Origin of the sequence: Geodermatophilus arenarius (genome assembly GCF_042654585.1) — a bacterium.
GTDB lineage: Bacteria > Actinomycetota > Actinomycetes > Mycobacteriales > Geodermatophilaceae > Geodermatophilus > Geodermatophilus arenarius.
Genome location: NZ_JBHSGR010000018.1, coordinates 66,228 through 90,031 on the forward strand (window position 1 = coordinate 66,228; position 23,804 = coordinate 90,031).

Genomic DNA, 23,804 nt, shown 5'->3' on the forward strand with positions numbered 1-23,804 from the left:
CCCGGACGGAGGTCACGGTCCGGCAACGCCACCGACCCGGGGTTGCGACCCGTGTGACCCGGGGCGCATATTGGCCGCCGCACTTCTGCAGATTCCCGACGGAACGGTGGACCCATCCATGGCGCGACGGCGCACCACGATGACGGCCCTGGCGGCCGCCCTGGTCTTCAGCCTCGCTGCGTGCGGCAGCGACAGCGGCGGCGGCGACGGCGGCGGCGGCGACAGCGGCGGCGGCGGCGGTGGCGGCGAGGCCGCCGGCAAGGTCGGCGTGATCCTCCCCGACACCGAGTCCTCGGTGCGGTGGGAGAACTTCGACCGGCCCTACCTCGAGGCGGCCTTCGAGGAGGCCGGTGTCGAGTACGACATCCAGAACGCCGAGGGCGACGCCCAGCGGCAGGCGACCATCGCCGAGCAGATGATCACCGAGGGCGCCACCGTCCTCGCGATCGTCAACCTCGACTCGGCCTCCGGCGCGCAGATCCAGGAGCAGGCCGCCGCCGAGGGCGTCCAGACGATCGACTACGACCGGCTCACCCTCGGTGGGTCGGCCGAGTACTACGTCTCCTTCGACAACACCGAGGTCGGCCGCCTGCAGGGCCAGGGCCTGCAGCAGTGCCTCGAGGCCAACGGCGTCACCCAGGGCAACATCGCGTTCCTCAACGGCTCGCCGGACGACAACAACGCGACGCTGTTCTCCTCGGGTGCCCACGAGGTCCTCGACCCGCTGACCCAGTACACGCAGGTCGCCGAGCAGGCCGTGCCGGAGTGGGACAACCAGCAGGCCGCGACGATCTTCGAGCAGATGTACACCCAGGCCGGCGGCAACATCCAGGGTGTGCTGGCCGCCAACGACGGCCTCGCCAACTCGGTCATCCAGATCCTCGGCCGCAACAACGCCGCCGGTCAGGCCAACGTGACCGGTCAGGACGCCACCGTCGAGGGCCTGCAGAACATCCTCAACGGCGACCAGTGCATGACGGTCTACAAGTCGGTCCGCGACGAGGCCAACGCGCTGGCCGAGCTGGCCGTCTCGCTGATCAACGGCGAGGAGGGCGAGACCACCGGCACCGTCGAGGACACCGAGGGCGGCCGCGAGGTCCCGTCGGTCCTGCTGACGCCGCAGGCGATCTTCCGCGACAACGTCAAGGACGTCGTGGACGACGAGTTCGTGACCGCCGAGGAGCTGTGCACCGGCGACTTCGCCGCCGCGTGCCAGGAGCTCGGCATCTCCTAGTGGTCACCAGCCGCCGGGGCGCCCATCATGGACGCCCCGGCGGCTGCTGCCGTAGCCCCACCAGCGCGACCGAGAGGCCCGGTGTGTCCGCTCCCACCGACCGTCCCCAGGACGGCACCCCCACCCTGGAACTCCGCGGCGTCAACAAGAGCTTCGGTGCCATCCAGGTCCTGCACGACGTGCACATGAAGGTCTACCCCGGACAGGTCACCGCGCTCGTCGGCGACAACGGGGCGGGCAAGAGCACGCTCATCAAGTCCATCGCCGGCATCCACGCCATCGACTCCGGCGAGTTCCTCTTCGAGGGACGGCCGGTCACCGTCAGCGGGCCGCGCGAGGCCGCGGCCCTCGGCATCGAGATCGTCTACCAGGACCTCGCCCTGGCCGACAACCTCGACGTCGTCCAGAACATGTTCCTGGGCCGCGAGCGCAAGAACGGCATCCTCCTCGACGAGACGTCGATGGAGGAGGCCGCCCGGGACACCCTCAGCAAGCTCTCCGTCCGGACCCTGAAGTCCGTACGCCAGCTCGTCTCCAGCCTCTCCGGTGGTCAGCGGCAGACGGTCGCCATCGCGAAGGCCGTGCTCTGGGAGTCCAAGCTGGTCGTCCTCGACGAGCCGACCGCGGCCCTGGGCGTCGCGCAGACCAGGCAGGTCCTCGACCTGGTCCGGCGGCTGGCCGACACCGGTCACGCGGTGGTCTTCATCAGCCACAACATGGTCGACGTCTTCGAGGTCTCCGACCGGATCGCGGCCCTGTACCTGGGCCGGATGGCGGCCGACGTGCCGATCTCGCAGGTCGACCGCCCCCAGGTGATCGAGCTCATCACGGCGGGCCGGTCGGGCGACCTGGGCATCGCACCCGCCGAAGCCGCGGCCGTGGAGGTCTGACCCGTGTCCAGCACCATCTCCAAGCCGACCAGTTCGCAGGAGCCGGGTGGGGCCCCGTCGGGCTTCGAGGCCGACCGCGGCGCGGAGTCCCTCGGCGCGTCCGTCCGGGCGTACGTCGACCGCGTCCGCGGCGGTGACCTCGGGGCGCTGCCGGCCATCCTCGGCATCGTCGTCCTCGGGCTGCTGTTCTTCGCGCTGCGGCCCGAGACGTTCCTGACCCCGCGCAACATGGCCAACCTGGCCGACCAGGCCGCGCCGATCATCATCCTGGCGATGGGCCTGGTCTTCATCCTGCTGCTGGGCGAGATCGACCTGTCCGCCGGTGTGGTCAGCGGCGTCTGCGCCGCGGTCATGGCCAAGCTGCTCGCCGACGCCGGCTCGCCGTGGTGGGTCGCGGTCCTGGCGGCGATCGTCACCGGCGTGGTCATCGGCCTGTTCACCGGCAGCCTCGTCGGGATGGTCGGCATCCCGTCGTTCGTCGTCACCCTCGCGCTGTTCCTGGGCTGGCAGGGCTTCACCCTGCGGCTCATCGGCGAGGGCGGCACGGTGCCGGTGCGCGACCCGGTGATCTCGGCGATCAGCGACAAGAACGTGCCGGTCGCGCTCGGCTGGGTCCTCGCCCTCCTGACGATCGCCGTGTACGCGGCGCTGCAGCTCAACCGGTTCCGGGTCCAGAGGGCCAGGAACCTGGCGCACGCCCCGCTCGCGGTGGTGCTCGTCCGGATCGGCGTGATCGCCGCCGTCGTCGTCCTGGTGACGGCGGTGCTGAGCGTCGACCGCGCCCCGGCCGTCGGCGTGGTGCTCGCCGGCATCCCGTACGCCATCCCGCTCGTGGTCCTGCTGCTGCTGTTCCTGACGTTCGTGCTCGGCCGCACGGGCTTCGGCCGGCACGTCTACGCGGTCGGCGGCAACGCCGAGGCGGCCCGGCGGGCCGGCATCAACGTCACGAAGATCCGGGTGGCCGTGTTCGTGATCGGCTCCACGCTGGCCGCGATCAGCGGCATCGTCGCGGCCGCCCGCCTGGGTTCGGTCGCGCCGGGCTCCGGCGGCGGCAACACGCTGCTCTATGCCGTCGGCGCCGCGGTCATCGGTGGTACCAGCCTCTTCGGTGGCCGGGGCCGGGTGCGCGACGCCGTCCTCGGTGGCCTGGTCGTGGCGATCATCGCCAACGGCCTGGGCCTGCTGGGCACCGAGGCGTACCTGAACTTCATCATCACCGGTGGAGTCCTCCTGCTGGCCGCCAGCGTGGACGCGCTGGCCCGCCGGCGGGCCGCGGCCACGGGGCACTAGGAGGACCCTCCCCGCCCCCACGCTCGCGGCGGGGGCGAGGGGGCCGTTCCAGCACCTCACGACGGGCCCGCCGTCCGGTACCGGACGGCGGGCCCGTCGTCGTTTCGGGCTAGGCCCGGGAGAGTGCGTCGGTGAGCAGGTCGCGGGTGAGCTCGACCTGCCACTCGCGGGCGCCCCCGGCGCGCAGGGCCGCGGCCACCGTCCCGGCGTCGCGCGGCTCGGGCGGGGTCCACATCAGCCGGCGCACCAGGTCGGGGGAGAGGAGGTTCTCCACCGGCACGCTGAGCTCCTCGGACAGGGCCGCGAGGGCCTTGCGCGCGGTCTGTAGCCGGGTGGCCGCGGCGGGGTCGCGGTCGGCCCAGCGGTTGACCGGCGGTGGCCCGTCGCCGGGGCGGCTGTGCGGCGGGAGCTCCGCCTCCGGCAGCGCCCGGCCGCGGGCCAGGGCGCCGAACCAGGTCCCCACCAGCCGCCGGTTGGCCCGGCCGCGGAAGACCGGCAGCTCCAGCAGCGCGGCCTCGGTCTGCGGATCCGCCTGGACGGCGGCGACCATCGCGGCGTCCGGCAGCACCCGGCCGGGGGCGACGTCGCGCCGGCGGGCCATGTCGTCGCGCGCCTGCCACAGCGAGCGGAGCATGCCGAGCTGACGGCGGTTGCGCAGGCCGTGCACGCCGGAGGTGCGCCGCCACGGGTCCTGCCGCGGCGCCGGCGGGCCGGCGGCGAGGACGGCGGCGAACTCCTGCCGCGCCCACTCGGTCTTGCCCTGCTCCTCGAGCAGGGCGGCGAGCGCGTCGCGGAGGTCGACGAGCACCTCGACGTCGAGGGCGGCGTAGACCAGCCACTCCTCGGGCAGCGGGCGGGTGCTCCAGTCGGCGGCCGAGTGGCCCTTGACCAGCGAGTACCCGAGGAGCGACTCGACGACGGCGGCCAGCCCCACCCGGGGCAGCCCGGCGAGGCGGGCGGCCAGCTCGGTGTCGAACAGGCGGCTCGGCACCATGCCGATCTCCGCTAGGCAGGGGAGGTCCTGGTTGGCGGCGTGCAGCACCCACTCGGCGTCGGCGATCGCGTCCTGCACGACCGACAGGTCCCCGAGCGGGACGGGGTCGACCAGCCCGGTGCCCGCGCCGGCGCGGCGCAGCTGCACCAGGTAGGCGCGCTGGCCGTAGCGGTAGCCGGAGGCGCGCTCGGCGTCGACGGCGACCGGGCCGGTGCCCGCGCGCAGCGCGTCGGCGTAGCGGGCGAGCGCGTCGGGGGTGTCGATGACCGGCGGCAGCCCGTCGCGCGGGGCGAGCAGGGGCACCGGGGCGGGCGCCTCCGGAGCGGACTCCGGGGCGGTCTCCAGGCCGTCGAGGGGAAGGGGCTCGGTGCTCAGTTGCCGTCCACCTACTCGCCGTCCCGTCCGTGCGCGCCACCGGTCCCGCCGGCTCCCGGGGTGTGCAGGCCGAGCGGCGCGGACCCGGGGGAGTGCGTCCCGTCACCACCGATGGTAGAGACCGCGGTGGACCGGCCGGTCAGGGGGCGGGCGTCAGGGGGTGCCGGGGACCGGGCCGGACGGGCCGAGCAGGGCGACGCCCGGCGGCGGCAGCCCGGCCGCGTTGGCCAGCACCTGCAGCCAGGCGTCGAGGTGGCGGCCGAGCGCGGTGTCCTCGGCGGTCCAGGAGGCGCGGAGCTCGACGTCGACGGTGTGCTCGGGACCGGCGAGGTCTCCGAAGCGGGTCGAGGCGGTGCGGGTGACCGTGCCGCCGAGCGCGTGCGAGGCCGCGCCGCACTCCTGCAGGGCGTCGGTCAGCCAGCTCCAGGCGACCTCGGAGAACATCGCGTCGTCGACCATGTGCTCGTCGGTGCTCGCCGACAGGTACCCGACGCAGCGGGTGGTGCCGTCCCAGGCCTCGTGGCCGTCGGGGTCGTACAGCACGATGAACCGGGCGACGGCGACCTCGACCTCGTCGTCGCCCTCCCCCTCGACGACCCGGGCGGCCAGCGCGTGCGCGTACGGCGCCAGGCGCTGGGGCGGCGGGATCGTCTCGAGGACGACCTCGGGGCGCACCCGCACCGCGGCCAGCGACTCCAGGCCCGCGACGAAGGCGGCCGGACGGTCGTCGGAGCCCGCACGCGCACCGGACCCGTCCCGGGACCCGGCCAGGCTGTGTGGCTCCACGCTCGCAGGGTAGGGGCCGCGGGCCCGGTCTGTCTCGGACGCGCCGCCGCTGCGGGGTCTGGGAGGATCGGGCGTCGTGAGCACCGCACCCGCCGTCCCGCCGTCCCCCGCCGACTCGGACCTCGTGCGGGCCGCCCGCGGCCTCCCCGTCGGACGGACGCCGGTGTGGTTCATGCGGCAGGCCGGCCGGTCGCTGCCGGAGTACCGGGCGCTGCGCGCCGGGACCGCGATGCTCGAGGCCTGCCAGGACCCCGACCTGGTCACCGAGATCACCCTGCAGCCGGTCCGCCGGCACGGTGTGGACGCCGCGATCCTCTTCTCCGACATCGTGCTCCCGCTGGTGGTGGCCGGGGTGGACATCGAGATCAAGCCGGGCGTCGGCCCGGTGGTGGCGAGCCCGGTGCGCACCGTCGCCGACGTCGACGCGCTGCCCGACCTGGAGCCCGACCGGCTGGAGTTCCTCGCGACGGCGGTGCGCCGGCTGGTCGCCGAGCTCGGCCCGACGCCGCTGATCGGCTTCGCCGGGGCGCCGTTCACGCTGGCGACCTACCTGATCGAGGGCGGCCCGTCCAAGGAGCACGCCCGCACCAAGGCCTTCATGTACGCCGAGCCGGAGGCGTGGAAGCGGCTCCTCGACCGGCTCGCCGTCTCGGCGGCCACCTTCCTGCGCGTGCAGGTCGACAACGGCGCCTCCGCGGTGCAGCTGTTCGACTCCTGGGCCGGGGTGCTGTCCGCCGCCGACTACGGCACCCGGGTGCTGCCGCACTCGCGCGCGGTCTTCGACGGGCTCGGGGACCGCGACGTGCCGCGGGTCCACTTCGGCGTCGGCACCGGCGAGCTGCTCGCGCTGATCGGCGACGCAGGGGCCGACGTCGTCGGCGTCGACTGGCGGGTGCCGCTGGACGAGGCCGCCCGCCGGGTGGGGCCGCAGCGCTCGCTGCAGGGCAACCTCGACCCGGCCGTGCTGCTGGCCGACCGGGAGACCGTCGACCGCGAGGTCCGCCGCGTCGTCGAGCAGGGCCGCGCCGCCCGCGGGCACGTGTTCAACCTCGGCCACGGCGTGCTGCCCGAGACCGACCCCGGCGTGCTCACCCACGTCGTCGAGCTGGTGCACGAGCTCTCGGCGCGGTGATGTCGTCCCGCCCCGCCGCCCCGGCAGCCCGCGTCGTCGTCGTCGGGGCCGGCATCGCCGGGCTCACCGCGGCGTTCGAGTGGCGCCGGCGGCGGCCCGCCGACGAGGTCGTCGTCGTGGAGGCCGGCGGGCGGATCGGCGGCAAGCTCGACCGGGTCGAGCTCGCCGGCGTCTGGTACGACACCGGGCCCGAGGCGGTGCTGGCCCGCGTGCCGGAGGCGGTCGAGCTGGTCGGGGACCTCGGCCTGGCCGACCGGCTGGTCGCGCCGCGCACCACGCAGGCGTCGATCGTGCTCCCCGACGGCCGCCACCCGCTCCCGCCGGGCACCGTGCAGGGCGTGCCGACGTCGGCCGACGGGCTGGACGGCGTGCTCACCCCCGACGGCGTCGCGCGGGTGCGGGCGGAGGCCGAGCTGCCGCCGCTGCGCCTGGAGGGCGACGTCTCGGTCGGCGGGCTGCTGCGCGCGCGGCTGGGCGACGAGGTGGTCGACCGGCTGGTCGAGCCGCTGCTCGGCGGCGTCTACGCGGGCCGCCCCGACGACCTCTCGCTGGCCGCGACCATGCCGGCGCTGGCCGCGCAGCTCGCCCGCGCCGAGTCGGTGCTCGGCCGCGCCGACGCCGCCCGCGACGCCGGTGCCCGCAGCCGCGGCGACGCCGACGGGCCGGTGTTCGTCACCGTCGCCGACGGGATCGGCGCGCTGCCGGCCGCGCTGGTGGCGGCGTCGGGCGCGCAGGTGCGGCTGCGCACGCCCGCGCACGCGATCCGCCGCGCGGGCGGCCGGCTGGAGGTCGCCGTCGGCACGGTGGCGGCGCCGGAGGTCCTGGAGGCCGACGCCGTCGTCGTGACCGCGCCGGCCGGGAAGTCCGCGCGGCTGCTGGCCGGGGTGGCGCCGGACGCCGTCGAGCCGCTGCGCGGCATCCCGTACGCCTCGATGGCCGTGGTCGCGATGGCGTTCCCCGCCCAGCCGGTCGACGCCGGGTCGGGGCTGCTCGTCCCGCCGGTGACCGGGCGGCTGGTCAAGGGCGTGACGGTGTCGTCGTCGAAGTGGCCGCACCTGTCCGGCGACGGCCTGCTGCGCGTCCGCGCGTCGGTGGGCCGCTACGGCGACGAGGTGCAGCTGCAGCGCGACGACGACGACCTGACCGCCGCGGTGGTCGCCGACGTCGCCGACCTGCTCGGCCTCGAGCGCCGTGAGCCGGTGGAGGCGCGCCTGGTGCGCTGGGGCGGCGGGCTGCCGCAGTACCTGGTCGGCCACCCGCAGCGGGTGGTGGCGGTGCGCGACGCCGTCGCCGCGGTGCCCGGGCTGGCGGTCGCGGGCGCGGCGTACGACGGCGTCGGCGTCCCGGCCTGCATCCGCGGCGCGCGCCGCGCCGTGGAGGCGCTGATCTGACCGGGGCTGGCAGGGTGTGCCGGTGACCTCCTCCCTCGTCCTGCGGGCCGCGCTGCTCGGGATCGCCGCCGGCGGCCGCAGCTCCCTGGGCCTCGCCGCCCCGGCGCTCACCGCCTCCCGGCGCCGGCCGGTGCGGCTGGCCGCGCTCGCCGCCGTCGCGGGGGAGCTGGTCGCCGACAAGCTGCCGGCCACGCCGTCCCGGACGATCCCGCCGAGCGTCGCCGTCCGGCTCGCGGCGGGTGCCGCCGGCGGCGCGCTGCTGGCCCGCCGGCAGGGCGGCCCGCTGCTGCCGGTGCTCGCGGGCGCGGCCGGCGCCGCGGCGGGGACCCTCGGCGGCGCGCGGTGGCGGGAGCTCGCCGGACGGCGGGTGCCGGACCTGCCGGCGGCGCTGGCCGAGGACGTCGTCGTCGTGACGATCGCCTCGCTGGCCTGCCGGGGGATCGCCGCCGGTCGCTGACCGGCCGCGCGACAATGGGGGCATGAGCGAGCAGACGGAGACCAAGAGCGTCGGCAAGCGGGCCAACGAGCTCAACGCCCTCATCCGCTACACGATGTGGTCGGTGTTCCGCCTCGCCCGGCCGCTGGCCGACGACCGGCGCACCGCCGCCGCCGACGAGGTCACCGGGCTGTTCGAGGAGCTGGCCGGCAAGGGCGTCGTCGTCCGCGGCACCTACGACCTCGCGGGCCTGCGCGCCGATGCCGACCTCATGGTCTGGTGGCACGCCGAGACCCCGGAGGCGCTGCAGGAGGCCTACACCCGGCTGCGCCGCACCGAGCTCGGCCGCGCGCTGGAGCCGGTGTGGTCGCAGATGGCGCTGCACCGCCCGGCGGAGTTCAACCGCAGCCACATCCCGGCGTTCCTCGCCGACGAGGAGCCGCGGCGCTACGTCTGCGTCTACCCGTTCGTGCGGTCCTACGAGTGGTACCTGCTGCCCGACGAGGAGCGGCGGGACATGCTCAAGGAGCACGGCATGCAGGCCCGGCCCTACCCGGACGTGCGGGCCAACACCGTCGCCTCGTTCGGCCTGGGCGACTACGAGTGGATGCTCGCCTTCGAGGCCGACGAGCTGCACCGCATCGTCGACCTCATGCGCGACCTGCGCGCCAGCCGCGCCCGCCGGCACGTGCGCGAGGAGGTGCCGTTCTACACGGGCATGCGCAAGCCGGTGGCCGAGCTGGTCCGCGACCTGGCGTGAGGCCGGGCCCGCGAACGATCAGCTGACCTGATCGTGCTGCTTCCGGGCTCACCGTGGGAGGTGAGCCCGGACGCGTCAGCGTGAGCCAGGACGGCGGGACGGCGTCGGCTCAGCCCTCGGCGGGGACCAGCCGGATGGACACGGAGTTGATGCAGTAGCGGTCGCCGGTCGGCGTCTGCGGGGCGTCGTCGAAGACGTGCCCGAGGTGGCTGTGGCAGGTGCCGCAGAGGACCTCGGTGCGGACCATCCCGTGGCTGCGGTCCTCGCGGAGCACCACGTCGTCGGCGGACGACGGCTCGTAGAACGACGGCCAGCCGCAGTGCGAGTCGAACTTGGTCTGCGAGCGGAACAGCTCGGCGCCGCAGGCCCGGCAGGTGTAGACGCCGACGGTCTTCGTGTCGACGTACTCCCCGGTCCACGGCCGCTCGGTGCCGGCCCGGCGCAGCACCGCGTACTCCTGCGGGGACAGCTGGGCGCGCCACTCCTCGTCGCTCTTGGTCACCTTCGGCTGCGAAGCGGACGTCGTCATGCCGGGGAGAACGACCCGCGCCACTCCCGGATTCCTCGCCCGATTCCCCGCCTCACCGCCCCAGGCCCGCCTCCCGCGCCCGCACGATGGCCTGCGCGCGGTCGGTGACCTGCAGCTTGGTCAGCACGTTGGAGACGACGTTGCGCACCGTCTTCGGCGACAGGTACAGCACCGCGGCGATCTGCGCGTTCGACCGCCCCGCGGCCACCAGCTCCAGCACCTCGCGCTCGCGGGCGGTCAGCTGCGGGAACGCCGTCTCGGGCCCGGCGGGGCCGGCGGTGAAGAACTCGGCGATCCGCCGGGCCAGCGCCGCGCCGAACACCGCGCCGCCCGACGCGACGGTGGTGATCGCGCGGACCACCTCCTCCTGGTCGGCGCCCTTGAGCAGGTAGCCGCGGGCGCCGGCGCGGACGGCGGCGAACACCGTCCCGTCGTCCTCGCTCATGGTCAGCACCACCACGCCCACCGACGGCGCCTCCCCGGTGATCCGCCGGGTGGCCTCGATGCCGTCGAGCACCGGCATCTGCACGTCCATGACGACGACGTCGGGCAGCTGCTCGCGCACCACCTCGACCGCCGCCGCGCCGTCGGCCGCCGTGCCGACCACCTCCAGGCCCGGCACCGAGCCCAGCAGCAGCGCCAGCCCGTCCCGGTAGACCGGGTGGTCGTCGGCGACGACCACCCGCAGCGGCTCGTCAGGCTCGGTCACCGGTCGCTCCTCCCTCGGCGGGCAGCACCGCCCGCACCTCCGTCCCGCCCTCGGGCGGGCAGCTCACCGTGCACCGGCCACCGAGCTCGGCGGCCCGCTCCCGCAGCGACACCAGCCCGACGCCGGCCGCGCGGTCCGGCGCGATCCCGACGCCGTCGTCGGCCACCGCGACGACCAGGTCGCCGTCCGCGCGGGCCAGCGTGACCCGCACGCGGGAGGCGGCGGCGTGCCGCGCCACGTTGGCCAGCGCCTCGGACGCGATCCGGTAGGCGGCCACCTCGACGGCGGCGGGCAGCTCGTCCAGGCCCTCGGCGTCCACGGTCACCGTGACCGGCGGGGCGAGCAGCCGCTCGGCCTGCTGGCGCACCGCCCCGGCCAGGCCCAGGTCGTCGAGCGCGGGCGGGCGCAGGTCGTGCACGAGCCGCCGGACGTCGGCCAGCGCGGCGGAGACGTCGTCGCGGGCCTGGCGCAGCAGCCGGTCGGCGTCCTCGGGCCGGGCGGCGGCGAGGTTGCGGGCGGTGTCGATGCGCAGCACCACGGCACCGAGCGAGGGGCCCAGGCCGTCGTGCAGGTCCCGGCGCAGCCGGCGGCGCTCCTCCTCCCGCGCGGCGACCAGCTGCTCGCGGCTGGCCTGCAGCTGGGCGGCCAGCGAGCCGGCGCGGGCGGCCGCGGCGGCCTGCCGGACGACGTCCGCGAGCAGCCGCTCGTCGCGCGTGACCAGCTGCGCGCGGACGCCGTCGCGGGGGAGCAGCAGCCGGCCGACCTGCTCGCCGCGGTAGGCGATCGGCAGCGACTGCACCACGGTGGGGCGGGTGCCGTGCTCGGCCACCAGCCGGCCGCCGTCGGCGGAGTCCACCTCGACGCCGACGTAGGGCGTGCGGAAGGCCTCGGCGATGCCGGCGGCGACCGCCATGAGCTGCTCCTCGGCGCCGTCGGAGCGCTCCAGCCGCTCGGCCAGGCCGGACACGACGCGGTAGGGGTCCTCGCGCTCGCCGAGCACCCAGCGGCGGACCAGCCGCCACAGCGGCGCGCGCAGCGGCACGTAGACGCCGGCGACGAGCAGCAGGGTGAGCAGCGTGGCGTCGCGCCCGCCGAGGGCGTCGCCGAGCAGGGCGCCGGCGGCGGCGAGCACCAGCAGGTCGAGCAGCACCACGCCGACGGCGAGGCCGCCGTGGACGAGGGTGCCGCCCAGCAGCCGGTCGACGTCGACCGCGCGCGGCCGCAGCACGCCGACCGCGACCGCCGACCCGGTCAGCGCCACGGCGACGGCCAGCGCCAGGGTGCTCGGGTCGGCGGGCAGCAGCAGCGTGGCGAGCATGACGAGGACGTCGACGACGGCGGCCCACAGCAGCCAGCGCATCCGGGTGCGGTCCTCCCCGTCCGCCCGCCGGTACCGGGCGACCACCGAGGCGGCCGGGACCGCGATGCCCAGCACCGCGAGCGGGAAGCCGATCCGCAGCAGCGGCAGCGCGACGGCGGCGGGCAGCGGCAGCGAGGTGAGGTCCAGGTCGAGGGCGCCGTGGAGGGGGGCGATCGCCGTCCCCTCGTCGGCGGTGAAGGCGACGTCCGCGGGGACGACGAGCAGCAGTGCCGGCAGCAGCGCGGTCGAGGCGAGGCTGGCCACGCTCAGCGGGCGCCACCGGCCGCCGGGCAGCCGGCCGTCGGGGTAGAGCAGGAGCAGCAGCGGCAGCCCCAGCAGCAGGGCCGAGCCGAGGCGCTCGACGGTCCAGAACGCCAGGCTGCCGCCGACGCGCGCGGTGCCGTCCTGCAGCGACCACGACACCCACGACTCGGCGAGCCCGTCGACGGCCCAGAACGCGGCCGTGCCCGCCACCACCCACGAGACGGCGTTGCGCGGCGCGCGCAGCAGCAGGAGCACCGCGGGGACGGCGAGCGCGAGGCCGGGCAGGGTGGCCGGCCAGCCCGGCTCGCGGCCCAGCGCCGCCCGCACCGCCGGCGGCGTGGTGGCGTCGAGGACCGCGGCGGTGACCGCCGAGCCGACGACGACGGCGAGGACCCCCGCGGCCGCCGTCGTCCGCGCCCACCGCCGCCCGCCGGCACCGGGCCGGGGAAGGGGCTCCGGTGCCGGATCGGTCCGCCCGTCCACCGGGGCCTGCGCCTGCACGCGCGCATCCTCGCCTGCCGGTGTCCCGACGGGCACGAGGCAGCTGTCCCGTGTCCCCCGGGACACGGGACGTGACCGGATCCGTGGCGGCGGGCCCTGGGTGCCCGGGACGCGTTCCCGCGACGGTTCTCCCCGGACGGCGCACAGGGCGCCGCACGACGACGGAGGACCCGATGTCCCTCACCACCGCCCCCGCTCCCGCCCGCACCGACCTCGCCGCAGCGGCCGGCGCCCGGCCGGCCGCCTCGATCCGCTCGGTCCGCACGGCCGGGATCGCGGTGACCGCCGGCTCCACGTCCTGGGCGGCCGCCTGCGCCCTGCTCGGGACCACGCCGCCGGCCGGCACCTGGCAGGCCACGGTGGTCAACCTGACCGCGTTCGCCTTCCAGGTCGGTCTCGTGTTCCTCGTGTCGGCGCAGATGCGCACCGGGGCGATCGGCACCGGCCGGCTGGCCCGGACGCTGCTGCACGTCGAGCACGCGCTGCTCGCGGTGGCGATGGTGTCGTCGCTGATGTGGGCCCTCACGCCCTCTCTCTACGACACCGGCCTCTTCTTCGTGATCGACCTGTTCTGGCCGCTGTCGATGCTCGGCATGGCCGCCATCGGCGTCCGCATCGCGATCGCCGGGCGGTGGACGGGCGTGGCCCGCGCCTGGCCGGTGGTCGCCGAGAGCTGGGCGCCGGTCACCGTGCCCACGGCCTTCCTGCTGCCCTCGGTCACCCAGTACGTCGGCGCCGCCCACCTGCTCGTCGGCTACGTGGTCCTGGGGATCGTCCTGGCCACCCGCCCCCACCTGACCGGCGCGCGCTGAACCCGACCGCGGCGCCCCGCCACCCCGTGACCCCGGGTGGCGGGGCGCCGTCGCGTGCGGCGGAGACTTCCCGGGTGACACCTCCTGGCCAGCCGCCGCTCGACCGGCCCCTGCCCGACACCTGGTTCCGCCGCGACCTGCCCGTGCTGCGGGCCATCGCCCGGCTGGTCGACGAGCCGAGGCACGGCGGCGCGCCGTACCTGCTCGGCTCGGTCGTCCCCGGCAGCGGGCTGCCGAAGGCCGACGTCATCGCCGCGGCCAAGGCGCTCGCCGCCGCCGGCTACATCGAGCCGCTGACCAACCACGCCGGCGACATCGTCCGCATCACCGGGATCTCCGCCGAGGCCCGCCGGCTCGCGGGGCTGTGGCCGACCCCGCAGGGGGAGTGGGAGCGGCTGCTGGAGCAGGCGGCCACCCGGGCGGAGAAGGCGCCGACCGACGTCGAGCGGCAGCGCTGGCGGGCCTTCGCCGACGCCGCCCAGGCGGTGGGCCCGGACGCGGGGGCGCTGTTCATGCAGGCGCTCGTCGGCGGCTACGTGCCCCGGGCCCGCTGAACCGGCCCCGGACGCGACAGCGCCCCCGCCCGGCGGACCGGACGGGGGCGCTGACGGAGGCTCAGGCGATCAGAGCGGGGTGACGTTCGCCGCCTGCGGGCCCTTCTGACCCTGCTCGACGTCGAACGAGATGCGCTGCCCCTCGTCGAGCGTGCGGTAACCGCTGGTCTGGATGGCCGAGTAGTGGACGAAGACGTCCGGTCCGCCACCGTCAGGGGTGGCGAAGCCGAACCCCTTCTCCGCGTTGAACCACTTGACAGTTCCTTCGGGCATTGCGCTCGCTCCTAGCTGCGATGGTGCATCGGGGTCCTGCCAGTGCGCAGGGCCTTCCCGACGCGCAGACCATAGCCGTCCCGGCCCCCTCCGGTCGCCCCGGGGCCGCGCGCGTCGGGGCGCGGACCTGCCGGGACCGGTCTTGCGGGAACCCTGCGGTTCCGTGGAGGGAGGGCTGCGGGAGGCCGGTCAGGGTCGTCGGTGCCGGGACGGACCCCGGCCCGCCGACCCGAGGAGCCCGTCATGGAGACCACCGCGCGTCCCGCCGAGCCGCTGGTGCTCGTGGAGCTCGCCGACCTCGACACGGCCGACCTCGACGCCCTGCTGGCCGGGGAGCTGGAGGAGCGCCCGGTCGAGCTCGCCGAGCTGCTCGCCGACGTCCTGCGCTCCACCGGCGCCGCCGCGGCCCTGGCGCACCGCCTGGGCGCGCACGCCGCTCTGCTCGCCGACTGAGCACCCCTCGATCTCGCCGGCCCGACCCGCGCCACGGGGGTGGGGGTCGGGCCGGCGGTCACGACTCGCAGCCGACGCCGTCGTGGTCGCGGTCGAACTTCTCGTCCCAGCCGGGGTCCCCGGGGTGGATGGGAGCCGCCCCGGCGGCGCGGACGGCGTCGCAGTTGGCGTAGCTGACCGAGGTGTCGGGCACCGGCGCGGGAGCAGGAACGGGCACGGGTGCGGGCGCAGGGGCCGGCGCAGGAGTGGGCGCCGGGGCCGGCGTGGTCGGCCGGGGGGTCGTGGGCGCCGGGGTGGTCGGCGCCGCCGTCCGCGGCACGGCGGCGACCACGCCGCCGGGCAGCGGCTCGGCCGGGCAGGTGCTCAGCACGGTGGCGACCGCGTTGCGCTCGGCCTGCGTCATCCAGAGTCCGTAGCTGACCTTCACCGCCACCTGCCGGGCGACATAGGCGCAGCGGTAGGAGCGGTCCGGCGGCAGCCAGGTCGCGGCGTCACCGTCGCCCTTCTGCGTGTTCAGCGGCCCGTCGACGGCGAGCAGGTTGAGCGGGTCGTTGGCGAACTGCGCGCGGCGGGCGCCGTCCCACTGCTGGGCGCCCTTCTGCCACGCGTCCGACAGCGCGACGACGTGGTCGATCTGGACGTCGTCGCTGGTGGTCTGCCCGCGCTGGAAGGCGATGGTCCGGCCGGAGTAGGGGTCGTCGAGGGTCCCGGTCATGACGACGCAGTCCCGCGTGCCCGGCTTGAACGTCTCCCCGGTCAGGTCGCGGGCGAGCACGTCGTTGCGGGTGTCGCAGCCGTTCCGGTCGGTGTCCACCCAGCCGTCGCCGAACAGGTCACGGTCGTAGCCGGTGCGCGGCGCCCGGCCCTGCACCGGGACGGCGGCGAGGGCGGCCAGCGCGGTGGTCGGGGCGGCGGACCCGACGGCGTCGTCGGTGGCGTCGTCGGAGAGCAGCCCGGTGGCGGAGTCGACCGCGGGGACGGCGGTCTCGGCGGTCTCGGTCTGCGCCAGCGCGTCCTCGGCGACCTCGGTGGCGGCCTCCGCGGCGGCGCCCTCCTCGGCCGCGGAGGTGGTGGGCGCGGCCGGGGAGGTGCGCGCGGGGGCCGAGACGGCGGTCGGCTCGGCGCGCGGCGCCGTCACCCCGCCGACGACGACGGCCGCCAGACCCGCCGCGACCACGGCCCCGCCGACCCGGCGGGAGGCGATGAACGCCCACCGCGCCCGGCCGGTGACGACCGCGCCGAGACCGACGAGCAGCGCCACCAGACCCAGCGCCAGCAGCCCACCGGGGACGCCCGAGGTCGTGGTCCCGGCGACGACGAGCAGCACGGCGACCGCGGCAACGACGCCGAGGACCGTCCGCTGCCGCCGGTCCCCGGTGGGGCTGGGCACCGGCGGGAGGACCGGCGCGGGCGGGAGGAACGGTGCCGGCGCGCGGTCCGCCTCGGCGGAGAAGGCCACCAGGACGTCGAACGGGTCGCTGCCGGCGAAGGGGAACCGGACGTCCACCCGGGTCGCGTCGGCGCCGGGCAGCGCGGCGGCGAAGGCGCGCTCCGCGGGGGAGGGCGAGGTGAGCTGCCGGCCGTCCACCAGGAGCGTGATGCTGCGCCCCGACGGCGCCCGCCGCACCAGGCGCAGCGTGGGCTCGGTCCCCCACGGCTCGGGCGCGACGTCGTAGCCGAGTGCCGCGGCCTTGGACACGACCGCGCGCATCGGCGTCCCCGGCGACCGTCCGGTGTGGTGCCGCAGGACGGCCTCGACGGCAGGGTCGGACGACGACGCCATGTGTGCTCTCCCCGTGGGTGCTCCGGTGCGGCGGCCCGTCATCGTCCGACGAGCGGACCCACCGGTACAGGAACCGCAGCGGCTCCGAGGCGCGTGGGGTCAGAGGGGCGAGCCGTGACCTGCCCGCGGCTTGCGGGCGACGTACACGGAGTCGAGCGGGTCGTCGGGGACCTCGTGCACCTCGACATCGGTGAAGCCCGCCGCGGCGAGCATCTGCCGGGCGCGCTGCTCGCCCCACACGGCGCCGAGGCCGGCGCCGCCCTGGGCCAGCGAGACCGTCAGGCAGTGCAGGGTGCTGACCCCGTAGAGCCAGGGCGCGAAGGGGTTGCCGAGGTTGTCCTCCAGCGCGCTGGCGGCCCGGATGTCGAGCATCAGGAAGACGCCGCCGGGCTCGAGCGCCCGGTGGACGCGGGCCAGCACGCCGGCCGGGTCGGCCTGGTCGTGGATCGCGTCGAAGGCGAGGACGGCGCCGAACGGCGGGTCGACCGGCACCTCGGTCGCGTCACACACCTCGAACGCGGCGTTGGCCAGGCCCCAGTCGGCCGCCTCGGCGCGGGCGCGGGCGATCGCGTCGGCGGAGAAGTCGTAGCCCACGAAACGCGACCGCGGGTACGCCCGGGCCAGCAGGTTCACCGCGTGCCCGGTGCCGCAGCCGACGTCGGCCACGCCGGTGCCCTGGGCCAGCCGTTGCGGGAGCCCGCCGGCGAGGGGCACGACGTCGTCCAGGAGGTGGCCGTCGAACAGACCGCGGTTGGCCTCGTCCATGACGTCGGTGAACTCCGGCCGGAACGCGCTGTAGGGGACACCGCCGCCGGTCCGGAAGGCCTCGGCGACCTCGCCCACGTGGCGGCCGAGCAGCCCGGTCATCCGGCTCATCGGCGCGAGGTCCAGCGGGCCGCCGCCGGTCAGGCACGCGGCGTGCTCGGCGGGCAGCGAGTAGCTGCCGGTGGCGGGGGAGTACTCGACGACGCCCGCGGTCACCAGTCCGCCCAGGCACTCGCGGACGTAGCGCTCGGCGAGCCCGGCCCGCGCGGCGACCTCGGCACTGGTGCCGTCGCCCGCGGCGAGGGCCTCCAGCAGGCCGGTGCGGTACCCGAGGTCGACGAGCAGGGTGACCAGGCTGTCGGTGTAGGCGGCCATCAACCGGCCGGCGAAGGCCTCCACCCGGGCCGGGTCGAGAGTGCGCGGCGGCGTGTGCGTGTCGGCGGTCATCGGGACTCCGCTCGGTGCGTCCCCCGTGCGACGTCCGGACGCTAGACCCGCCGGCGGACCGGGAGAAGGGCCCGTGGTCCACCGGGCGCGAACCCATCGACCCGGGTGCCGCCCGGTCGTAGCGTTCGAGGTCCCACGGGGGCCGGACAGACGCCGTCGGCGGGAGGCACGCCATGTTCGCTCAGGTCATCCAGGGCAGGACGACGGACACCGAGGCCGTGTTCTCGGCCGTGGAGGACTGGGTGGCACAGCTGTCGCCCGCCGCGGAGGGGTGGCTCGGCAGCACGACCGGCGTCACCGACGACGGCTGGTTCGTCACCGTCGTCCGCTTCGAGTCGGCCGACGCCGCCCGCCGCAACTCCGACCGTCCCGAGCAGGGCCGGTGGTGGGAGGGGGTCCGGCACCTGTTCGAGGGCGAGCCCGCGTTCCTCGACAGCGAGGACGTGACCGTCGACCTGTTCGGGGACCCGGACCGCGCCGGCTTCGTCCAGGTCATGCAGGGCCAGACCACCGACCTCGAGCGCGCCAGGGAGCTCGTGCGGCAGATGCCGCGGGAGCGGCTGGCCGAGTACCGGCCCGACGTCCTGGCCACCATGCGCATCGGCTCCGATGACGGGCGCTGGGTCCAGGTCACCTGGTTCACGTCGGAGGACGAGGCCCGCGAGGGCGAGCGCAGGGAGCCCCCGGCGGAGTGGCGGGAGGTCGTCGAGGAACTGACGCGGCTGGCCAAGGAGCCGCCCACCTACCTCGACCTCCGCGGGCCCCTCCTGCACTCGCGGCGCTGACGGGTGGTGCGGTGCCGAGCGGTGGAGTGCCCGACGGCGACGGGCTCCGGCTGACCGAGCTCGTCGCGTCGATCTCGCTGGCCACCGACCTGGTGACGGGCCAGCCGATGGAGCACGCCCTGCGGACCTGCCGGCTGGCGGTGACCGTCGCCCGCTCCCTCGGACTGGACGCCGGCACGGTCGCCGACGTCCACTTCGTCGCCCTGCTGCGGTTCCTCGGCTGCACCGCCGACGCGCCGGAGATGGCGCGGCTCGCGGGCGGGGACAACCTCGGGTTCATGGCCGCGATGGCTCCGGTGGCCACGGGCTCGGCCAGGGAGGAGGTCCGGACGCTGGTGCGCAGCGCCGGGCGGGGTCTCTCGCCGCCCCGCCGGGCCGGCCTGCTGGCCGAGGCGCTGGCCTCCGCCCGCGCCGAGGTGTCGCACTGCGAGGTCGGCGCCCGCCTGGCGGCCCGCCTCGGCCTGGGACCCGGGGTGGTGGAGGCGCTGGCGCACGCCTACGAGCGGTGGGACGGCCGTGGCCTGCCGAACGGGCTGTCGGGCGCCGAGATCCCGGTCCCGGTCCGGGTGGTCGTGGTCGCGCGTGACGCCGTCCTGTGGCACCGGGCGGCCGGGCCGGACGCGGCGACGGACGTCCTGACCCGCCGCCGCGGCCGGGCCTACGACCCGGCCGCCGTGGACGCCGTCCTCGCCGTCGGGATCCCCGCGCCGGACGAGCCGGCGGTGTGGGAGGAGGTGCTGGCCGGCGAGCCCGAACCGGTGCGCCGCGTCGGGTCCGCCGGGCTGGACCGGGCGATGGCCGCGGTCGGGGACTTCACCGACCTGCGGTCGACGTGGACACGGGGGCGCTCGTCGCGGCTCGCCGCGACGGCGCGGGCCGCCGGGCGGGCCTGCGGGCTGTCCGGTCCGGAGCTCGCCACCCTGACCCGTGCCGCGTCGGTCGCCGACGTCGGCGCCGTCGGTGTCCCGAGCGGGATCTGGCAGCGCCCCGGACCACTGGGCCCGGCCGAGGTCGAGCGGGTGCGCCTGCACCCCTACCTCTCCGAACGCGTCCTGGGCAGGTGCGCGCAGCTGCGGCCGGTCGCCGCCCTCGCCGGCGCCCACCACGAGCGGCTCGACGGGTCCGGCTACCACCGGGGCAGCGCTGCCGCGCAGCTCCCCGGCCCGGCGCGCCTGCTCGCCGCCGCCGACGTCTGGACGGCGTTGCGCGAGGACCGGCCGCACCGCCCGGCGTCCACCTCTGCCGCGGTCCGTGACGTGCTGTGGCGCGAGGCGGCCGAGGGTCGCCTCGACCGGACGGCGGTCGAGGCGGTCCTGACGGTCGAGGGACAGGCCGCCGGCCGCCCGCGAGGCGCCCGCCCGGCGGGTCTGTCCGAACGGGAGGTGGAGGTGCTCCGGCTCATCGCCCACGGGTGCTCCAACCGGGAGGTGGCCCGCCGGCTGGGGATCTCGGCGAAGACCGTGGGCCACCACGTCGAGCACGTCTACGCCAAGATCGGCGTCACCACGCGCCCGGCCGCGGCCCTGTTCGCCATGGAGCACGACCTGCTCGGGGGATGGGGCGATCACCCGATGCCGTCCCGCCGGCCCCGGTCCCACCCTCGGTCCACCGATCCGACCGGTGGGAGGGGATCACCATGGACGTCCGGACGGAGAGCCGGCTGACGACCACGTCCCGGGACGGCACCCGTATCGCGTACTGGCGCACGGGGCAGGGACCGGCGCTGGTCCTGGTACACGGCGCCACCGCCGACCACACCCGCTGGGAGACGGTGCTCCCGCTGCTCGAGCCGCACGTCACCGTGTACGCGATGGACCGGCGGGGCCGAGGCGGGAGCGGGGACGCCGCCGGGTACCGGATCGAGGAGGAGGGCGCCGACGTGGCCGCCGTCGTCGAGGCGGTGGCCGCCGCCACCGGGGGCCCGGTCGACGTGCTCGGCCACTCCTACGGCGGCCTGTGCCTGCTCGAGGCGCTGACACGGACCCGCCGGATCCGCCGCGCGGTCCTCTACGAGGCGGGAGCCGGGGTGCCCACTCCGCCCGGGCTCACCGACGAGCTGGCCGCGTCGCTGGCCGCCGACCGGCGCGAGGAGGTCGTGACCCGCCTGCTCACCGTGGCCGCGGGGGTCTCGGCCGGCCAGCTCGCCCGCATGCGGTTGCTGCCGTCCTGGCCGAACCGGGTGGCCGCGGCGCACACCGTCGTCCGCGAGGTGCGCGCCCACGACGCCTACCGCCTCCGGCCGGAGCGGTTCGCCGCCCTCTCCGTGCCCACGCTGCTGCTGCTCGGCTCGGACAGCCCGCCGCCGGAGGCGGAGTCGACGGCGACGGTGGCGGCGGCGCTGCCGGGAGCACGCATCGTGTCGCTGGCGGGCCAGGGGCACGTCGCGATGCTCACCGCGCCGGACCTGTTCGCGAGCGCGGTCCTGGCCTTCGTGTCCGGTGGGCCGGAGGCCGACGCCCGGCGACGGTGACCGCTCGCGGCGGTCGGGACCGACACGGTCCCATGTGCCCTCGTCGACGGGACCTTCGGCCGCGGCGGCGTCGCGGGGACTCCGCGAGCCTGTCCACCACTCGCACCTGCCGTCACAGGGAGGTGATGACCGATGACCGTCCTGACGCTCCCGGACGGCACCGACGGGTACGTGCTGCACCCTGGCGCCGGCGAGGCACTGGACTCCTGGTTCGGCGGGGCCCGTCTCACGATCAAGGCGACCGCCGCGCAGACGCAGGGGAGGTACGCCGCCGTGGAGTTCTGGGGTCCGCGGGGCTTCGGGTCGCCGCTGCACGTGCACGGCCACGACGACGAGTTCTTCGTGGTGCTCGAGGGCGAGGTGCGGTTCCGTCTCGGTGACGAGGTGACCGACGCCGGGCCGCGGTCCGTCGTCTACGGCCCACGCGGGGTCGCCCACGCGTTCACGATGAGCTCCGACGAGGCGCGAGTGCTCCTGTTCTTCGGTCCGGCCGGGGTGGAGGGGTTCTTCCGGGACGCCTCGGCGTTCGCGGCGACGCTGCCTCCCGGCGAGCCGCCGGACCCGCAGACGCTCGGAGAGATCGGCGCGCGGTACGGGCAGCGGTTCGTCGGACCGCCGCTGCCGCCGCGGGGCTGACCCCGCGGCCCCGTGTCCGCCATCCCCTCGACCGTCCGGCTGGTGCGACGTGCACGAGAACCAGTACGACGTCGTCGTCGTCGGAGCCCGGTGTGCGGGCTCCGCCACCGCCCTGCTGCTGGCCCGCCAGGGCCACCGGGTCCTGGTCGTCGACCGGGCCACCTTCCCCAGTGACACGGTCTCCACCCCCCGGGGGTGGCGGCGCTGCAGCGCTGGGGCCTCCTCGACCGGGTCGTCGCCTCGGGGTGTCCGGCGATCGACACCTACGCGTTCGACTTCGGGCACTTCACCCTCGCCGGCGCGCCGGGCACCCCGGAGAGCCCGGTCGCGTACGCCCCGCGGCGGACGGTGCTGGACGAGCTGCTGGTCGAGGCGGCGGCCGAGGCGGGCGCCGAGGTCCGGCAGGGCTTCCCGGTCGACGAGCTGCTCGTCGAGGACGGCGCGGTCGTCGGGGTCCGCGGCCACGGCCGGGACGAGCGCCGCCCGGTCGACGAGCGCGCGCGGGTGGTCGTCGGCGCGGACGGTCTGCACTCGCTCGTGGCCCGGGTCGTCCGCCCGGAGCAGTACCGGGAGCACCCGCCGCTGCTGTGCGGCTACTACGCCTACTGGAGCGGCCTGCCGATGCACGGCCGCTGGGAGGCTTACGACCGTCCGGAGCGGGCCTTCGCCGCGTGGGCCACGAACGACGACCTGACGCTGGTCATCGCCGGATGGCCGTACCGGGAGTTCCAGGCCAGGAAGCAGGACCTCGAGGGGGCGTACCTGCAGACCCTCGGCCTGGCTCCGTCGTTCGCCGAGCGGCTCCGTGCAGCCACCCGCGAGACCCGCCTCGTCGGTGCGGTCGTGCCGAACTACCTCCGCAAGCCCCACGGGCCCGGCTGGGTCCTGGTGGGCGACGCCGGCTACAACAAGGACTTCGTCACGGCGCAGGGCATCCAGGACGCCTTCCTGGACGCGGAGCTGTGCGCCACCGCGCTGCACGAGACCCTCGCCGGCGGGCGTCCGTTCGACGCCGCCCTGGGCGAGTACCACTCCCGCCGGGACGCACGCGTCCTGCCGATGTACGAGTTCACCCTGCAGTTCGCGTCCCTGGAGCCGGCCCCGCCCGAGCTCCAGCGGTTGCTCGCCGCCGCTGCCGGCAACCGGGAGGCGATGGACCGGTTCGCGCGGGTCAACGCCGGGGTCGAGTCACCTGCCGAGTTCTTCGCGCCGGACAACGTCGCCCGCATCCTGGCCGCGGCCGAGCCGCCACCGGGTCCCCGCACACCGGACGGCCCGGTCGCGGTCGGTTGACCCTGCACCGGCCGGGCCGAGCCCGGTCCGGTCAGGGCTGGTCGAACAGCAGGGAGTCGAGGCCGCGGCGGACGCCCGGCGCCTCGGCCACCCGCCGGACGGCCAGCAGGGTGCCGGCGACGTAGGGGTCCGGGGACTCGCCGGCGTCGTGTCGGATGACCAGTCGCTCCCCGGTGCCGCCGAAGACGACCTCGGTGCTGACCACGAAGCTCGGCAGCCGGACGGAGTGGACGCGGCTGCCGGCCACCTCCGCGCCCCGCGCCTCGACCGGGCCGTGCAGCTCCGGCAGCGGGACGGCGGAGGCCGGCGTGCGGACCGCACCGAGGGCCTCGGCGAGCTGGCGGGCGGTGCCGCTGGGCACGTCGGGCTTGCCGGCGCTCGCGTAGTCGACGATCTCCCAGCGGTCGATGAGCCCGGCGGCCAGTGTGGCGGCCCGCTGCAGGACCGCTGCCTGGACGGAGAAGTTGCCCGCGGCGATCACCCCGACGCCCCGGTCACGGGCGAGCCGGTCCAGCCGGGTGTAGTCGTCGTCGGTCAGCCCGCTGGAACCGACGACCGCGTGCACACCGGCCTGCACGGCGGTCCACACGTTCTCCTCGACGGCGGTGGCGCTGGTGTAGTCGACCAGCACGTCGACCTCGGCCGAGTGGAGCGCGTCGGCGACGGATCCGAAGACCCTGCCCTCGCTGCGCGACGCCGTCACCTCCGACAGCGCCCGGCCGGCCGCGGAGCGGGACACCCCCGCGGTGAGGACCAGGTCGTCGGCGGCGTCGACGGCGGCCAGGATCGGCGGCGCGGTCCAGCCGGTCACGCCGGCGAAGCAGACCCGGATCACGGACCGACCCTAGGGTCGGCGCCCCCGTCAGCGCTGCGACGACCCAG

23 protein-coding genes and 2 pseudogenes are annotated in these 23,804 nt (G+C 76.2%); 16 read left to right on the plus strand and 9 right to left on the minus strand.

What is annotated here, in order from left to right; translation table 11 throughout:
- The first annotated feature begins 118 nt into the window (after window positions 1-118).
- The 3 genes from ACFO3M_RS16195 (at window position 119) to ACFO3M_RS16205 (ending at window position 3,414) form a co-directional block, all read left to right on the plus strand.
- Complete coding sequence (locus tag ACFO3M_RS16195; RefSeq protein WP_387990892.1) at window positions 119-1,234, plus strand: sugar ABC transporter substrate-binding protein; 1,116 nt, start codon at window positions 119-121, stop codon at window positions 1,232-1,234.
- Between the two features lie 83 nt (window positions 1,235-1,317).
- Entirely contained in the window at window positions 1,318-2,124 is an 807-nt protein-coding gene (locus ACFO3M_RS16200; RefSeq protein ID WP_387990895.1) for an ATP-binding cassette domain-containing protein, read from the plus strand.
- Between the two features lie 3 nt (window positions 2,125-2,127).
- Entirely contained in the window at window positions 2,128-3,414 is a 1,287-nt protein-coding gene (locus tag ACFO3M_RS16205) for a sugar ABC transporter permease (protein WP_387990898.1), read from the plus strand.
- A 109-nt stretch (window positions 3,415-3,523) separates the two neighbouring features.
- On the opposite strand, the gene ACFO3M_RS16210 is transcribed toward ACFO3M_RS16205, so the two are convergent.
- Window positions 3,524-4,711, minus strand: coding sequence for a ribonuclease D (locus tag ACFO3M_RS16210; RefSeq protein WP_387990901.1), 1,188 nt, complete (start codon window positions 4,709-4,711; stop codon window positions 3,524-3,526).
- A 225-nt stretch (window positions 4,712-4,936) separates the two neighbouring features.
- Window positions 4,937-5,569, minus strand: coding sequence for a DUF3000 domain-containing protein (locus tag ACFO3M_RS16215; protein WP_387990904.1), 633 nt, complete (start codon window positions 5,567-5,569; stop codon window positions 4,937-4,939).
- Window positions 5,570-5,645: 76 nt separating this feature from the next.
- Between ACFO3M_RS16215 and hemE the strand changes: the two genes are divergently transcribed.
- The 4 genes from hemE to hemQ are packed head-to-tail and all read left to right on the plus strand — an operon-like array spanning window position 5,646 to window position 9,288.
- Complete coding sequence (hemE, locus tag ACFO3M_RS16220; protein WP_387990907.1) at window positions 5,646-6,701, plus strand: uroporphyrinogen decarboxylase; 1,056 nt, start codon at window positions 5,646-5,648, stop codon at window positions 6,699-6,701.
- Entirely contained in the window at window positions 6,701-8,092 is a 1,392-nt protein-coding gene (hemG, locus tag ACFO3M_RS16225) for a protoporphyrinogen oxidase (RefSeq protein WP_387990910.1), read from the plus strand. Before hemE ends, hemG begins: the two co-directional genes overlap by 1 nt.
- Window positions 8,093-8,114: 22 nt before the next feature.
- Window positions 8,115-8,549: a hypothetical protein gene (locus tag ACFO3M_RS16230; RefSeq protein ID WP_387990912.1), complete on the plus strand. Its 435-nt coding sequence runs from the start codon at window positions 8,115-8,117 to the stop codon at window positions 8,547-8,549.
- A gap of 22 nt (window positions 8,550-8,571) precedes the next feature.
- Window positions 8,572-9,288: a hydrogen peroxide-dependent heme synthase gene (gene hemQ, locus ACFO3M_RS16235; protein ID WP_387990915.1), complete on the plus strand. Its 717-nt coding sequence runs from the start codon at window positions 8,572-8,574 to the stop codon at window positions 9,286-9,288.
- Between the two features lie 109 nt (window positions 9,289-9,397).
- Here hemQ and msrB read toward each other — a convergent pair whose 3' ends face one another.
- The 3 genes from msrB to ACFO3M_RS16250 are packed head-to-tail and all read right to left on the minus strand — an operon-like array spanning window position 9,398 to window position 12,651.
- On the minus strand, window positions 9,398-9,817 hold the full coding sequence (gene msrB / locus ACFO3M_RS16240) for a peptide-methionine (R)-S-oxide reductase MsrB (RefSeq protein ID WP_387990917.1): 420 nt from the start codon (window positions 9,815-9,817) through the stop codon (window positions 9,398-9,400).
- A 52-nt stretch (window positions 9,818-9,869) separates the two neighbouring features.
- A complete protein-coding gene (locus tag ACFO3M_RS16245) occupies window positions 9,870-10,526 on the minus strand; it encodes a response regulator transcription factor (protein WP_387990920.1) in 657 nt (218 codons plus the stop codon).
- Window positions 10,513-12,651 (minus strand): sensor histidine kinase, encoded by a 2,139-nt coding sequence (locus ACFO3M_RS16250; protein WP_387990923.1) that lies wholly within the window; start codon window positions 12,649-12,651, stop codon window positions 10,513-10,515. The genes ACFO3M_RS16245 and ACFO3M_RS16250 overlap by 14 nt, the downstream gene beginning before the upstream one ends.
- A 173-nt stretch (window positions 12,652-12,824) precedes the next feature.
- Between ACFO3M_RS16250 and ACFO3M_RS16255 the strand changes: the two genes are divergently transcribed.
- Together ACFO3M_RS16255 and ACFO3M_RS16260 are read left to right on the plus strand one after the other, a co-directional pair.
- Complete coding sequence (locus ACFO3M_RS16255) at window positions 12,825-13,463, plus strand: hypothetical protein (protein ID WP_387990926.1); 639 nt, start codon at window positions 12,825-12,827, stop codon at window positions 13,461-13,463.
- Window positions 13,464-13,537: 74 nt separating this feature from the next.
- Window positions 13,538-14,017, plus strand: coding sequence for a hypothetical protein (locus ACFO3M_RS16260; RefSeq protein WP_387990929.1), 480 nt, complete (start codon window positions 13,538-13,540; stop codon window positions 14,015-14,017).
- A gap of 69 nt (window positions 14,018-14,086) precedes the next feature.
- Here the strand turns inward: ACFO3M_RS16260 and ACFO3M_RS16265 are convergent, their stop codons facing one another.
- Window positions 14,087-14,290, minus strand: coding sequence for a cold-shock protein (locus tag ACFO3M_RS16265; RefSeq protein WP_387990932.1), 204 nt, complete (start codon window positions 14,288-14,290; stop codon window positions 14,087-14,089).
- A 243-nt stretch (window positions 14,291-14,533) separates the two neighbouring features.
- Here ACFO3M_RS16265 and ACFO3M_RS16270 point away from each other — a divergent pair, with 243 nt between their 5' ends.
- Window positions 14,534-14,743 carry a hypothetical protein gene (locus ACFO3M_RS16270; protein WP_387990935.1) on the plus strand — a complete coding sequence of 70 codons (210 nt, stop codon included), beginning with the start codon at window positions 14,534-14,536 and terminating at the stop codon, window positions 14,741-14,743.
- A gap of 58 nt (window positions 14,744-14,801) precedes the next feature.
- On the opposite strand, the gene ACFO3M_RS16275 is transcribed toward ACFO3M_RS16270, so the two are convergent.
- Together ACFO3M_RS16275 and ACFO3M_RS16280 are read right to left on the minus strand one after the other, a co-directional pair.
- The gene (locus ACFO3M_RS16275; protein WP_387990938.1) at window positions 14,802-16,526 is read right to left on the minus strand and encodes a GmrSD restriction endonuclease domain-containing protein; all 1,725 of its coding nucleotides are present in this window, start codon (window positions 16,524-16,526) and stop codon (window positions 14,802-14,804) included.
- A gap of 99 nt (window positions 16,527-16,625) precedes the next feature.
- Window positions 16,626-17,738 carry a methyltransferase domain-containing protein gene (locus tag ACFO3M_RS16280; RefSeq protein WP_387990941.1) on the minus strand — a complete coding sequence of 371 codons (1,113 nt, stop codon included), beginning with the start codon at window positions 17,736-17,738 and terminating at the stop codon, window positions 16,626-16,628.
- Between the two features lie 173 nt (window positions 17,739-17,911).
- Between ACFO3M_RS16280 and ACFO3M_RS16285 the strand changes: the two genes are divergently transcribed.
- The 6 genes and pseudogenes from ACFO3M_RS16285 to ACFO3M_RS16310 all read left to right on the plus strand — a co-directional run.
- Window positions 17,912-18,523, plus strand: a complete 612-nt coding sequence (locus ACFO3M_RS16285; RefSeq protein ID WP_387990944.1) for a hypothetical protein — start codon at window positions 17,912-17,914, stop codon at window positions 18,521-18,523.
- An 11-nt stretch (window positions 18,524-18,534) separates the two neighbouring features.
- Window positions 18,535-20,187, plus strand: coding sequence for an HD domain-containing phosphohydrolase (locus tag ACFO3M_RS16290; RefSeq protein WP_387990947.1), 1,653 nt, complete (start codon window positions 18,535-18,537; stop codon window positions 20,185-20,187).
- A complete protein-coding gene (locus ACFO3M_RS16295; protein ID WP_387990950.1) occupies window positions 20,160-20,993 on the plus strand; it encodes an alpha/beta fold hydrolase in 834 nt (277 codons plus the stop codon). The genes ACFO3M_RS16290 and ACFO3M_RS16295 overlap by 28 nt, the downstream gene beginning before the upstream one ends.
- 132 nt (window positions 20,994-21,125) lie before the next feature.
- The gene (locus tag ACFO3M_RS16300; RefSeq protein WP_387990953.1) at window positions 21,126-21,629 is read left to right on the plus strand and encodes a cupin domain-containing protein; all 504 of its coding nucleotides are present in this window, start codon (window positions 21,126-21,128) and stop codon (window positions 21,627-21,629) included.
- Between the two features lie 49 nt (window positions 21,630-21,678).
- A pseudogene (locus ACFO3M_RS16305) lies at window positions 21,679-21,789 on the plus strand (FAD-dependent monooxygenase); the annotation flags it as partial.
- A 26-nt stretch (window positions 21,790-21,815) separates the two neighbouring features.
- Window positions 21,816-22,922, plus strand: a pseudogene (locus ACFO3M_RS16310) (NAD(P)/FAD-dependent oxidoreductase); the annotation flags it as partial.
- A gap of 31 nt (window positions 22,923-22,953) precedes the next feature.
- On the opposite strand, the gene dapB reads toward ACFO3M_RS16310, so the two are convergent.
- Window positions 22,954-23,757: a 4-hydroxy-tetrahydrodipicolinate reductase gene (gene dapB, locus ACFO3M_RS16315; RefSeq protein WP_387990956.1), complete on the minus strand. Its 804-nt coding sequence runs from the start codon at window positions 23,755-23,757 to the stop codon at window positions 22,954-22,956.
- Window positions 23,758-23,804: the final 47 nt, after the last annotated feature.

What these genes read in the sequence shown, in the direction of transcription:
- hemG (WP_387990910.1), top strand. Translation starts at nt 6,701, where the DNA reads ATGTCGTCCCGCCCCGCCGCCCCGGCAGCCCGCGTCGTCGTCGTCGGG.
- hemQ (WP_387990915.1), top strand. Translation starts at nt 8,572, where the DNA reads ATGAGCGAGCAGACGGAGACCAAGAGCGTCGGCAAGCGGGCCAACGAG.
- msrB (WP_387990917.1), bottom strand. Translation starts at nt 9,817, where the DNA reads ATGACGACGTCCGCTTCGCAGCCGAAGGTGACCAAGAGCGACGAGGAG.
- ACFO3M_RS16295 (WP_387990950.1), top strand. Translation starts at nt 20,160, where the DNA reads ATGGACGTCCGGACGGAGAGCCGGCTGACGACCACGTCCCGGGACGGC.
- ACFO3M_RS16285 (WP_387990944.1), top strand. Translation starts at nt 17,912, where the DNA reads ATGTTCGCTCAGGTCATCCAGGGCAGGACGACGGACACCGAGGCCGTG.
- ACFO3M_RS16275 (WP_387990938.1), bottom strand. Translation starts at nt 16,526, where the DNA reads ATGGCGTCGTCGTCCGACCCTGCCGTCGAGGCCGTCCTGCGGCACCAC.
- ACFO3M_RS16265 (WP_387990932.1), bottom strand. Translation starts at nt 14,290, where the DNA reads ATGCCCGAAGGAACTGTCAAGTGGTTCAACGCGGAGAAGGGGTTCGGC.
- ACFO3M_RS16300 (WP_387990953.1), top strand. Translation starts at nt 21,126, where the DNA reads ATGACCGTCCTGACGCTCCCGGACGGCACCGACGGGTACGTGCTGCAC.
- ACFO3M_RS16280 (WP_387990941.1), bottom strand. Translation starts at nt 17,738, where the DNA reads ATGACCGCCGACACGCACACGCCGCCGCGCACTCTCGACCCGGCCCGG.
- ACFO3M_RS16270 (WP_387990935.1), top strand. Translation starts at nt 14,534, where the DNA reads ATGGAGACCACCGCGCGTCCCGCCGAGCCGCTGGTGCTCGTGGAGCTC.
- ACFO3M_RS16255 (WP_387990926.1), top strand. Translation starts at nt 12,825, where the DNA reads ATGTCCCTCACCACCGCCCCCGCTCCCGCCCGCACCGACCTCGCCGCA.
- ACFO3M_RS16195 (WP_387990892.1), top strand. Translation starts at nt 119, where the DNA reads ATGGCGCGACGGCGCACCACGATGACGGCCCTGGCGGCCGCCCTGGTC.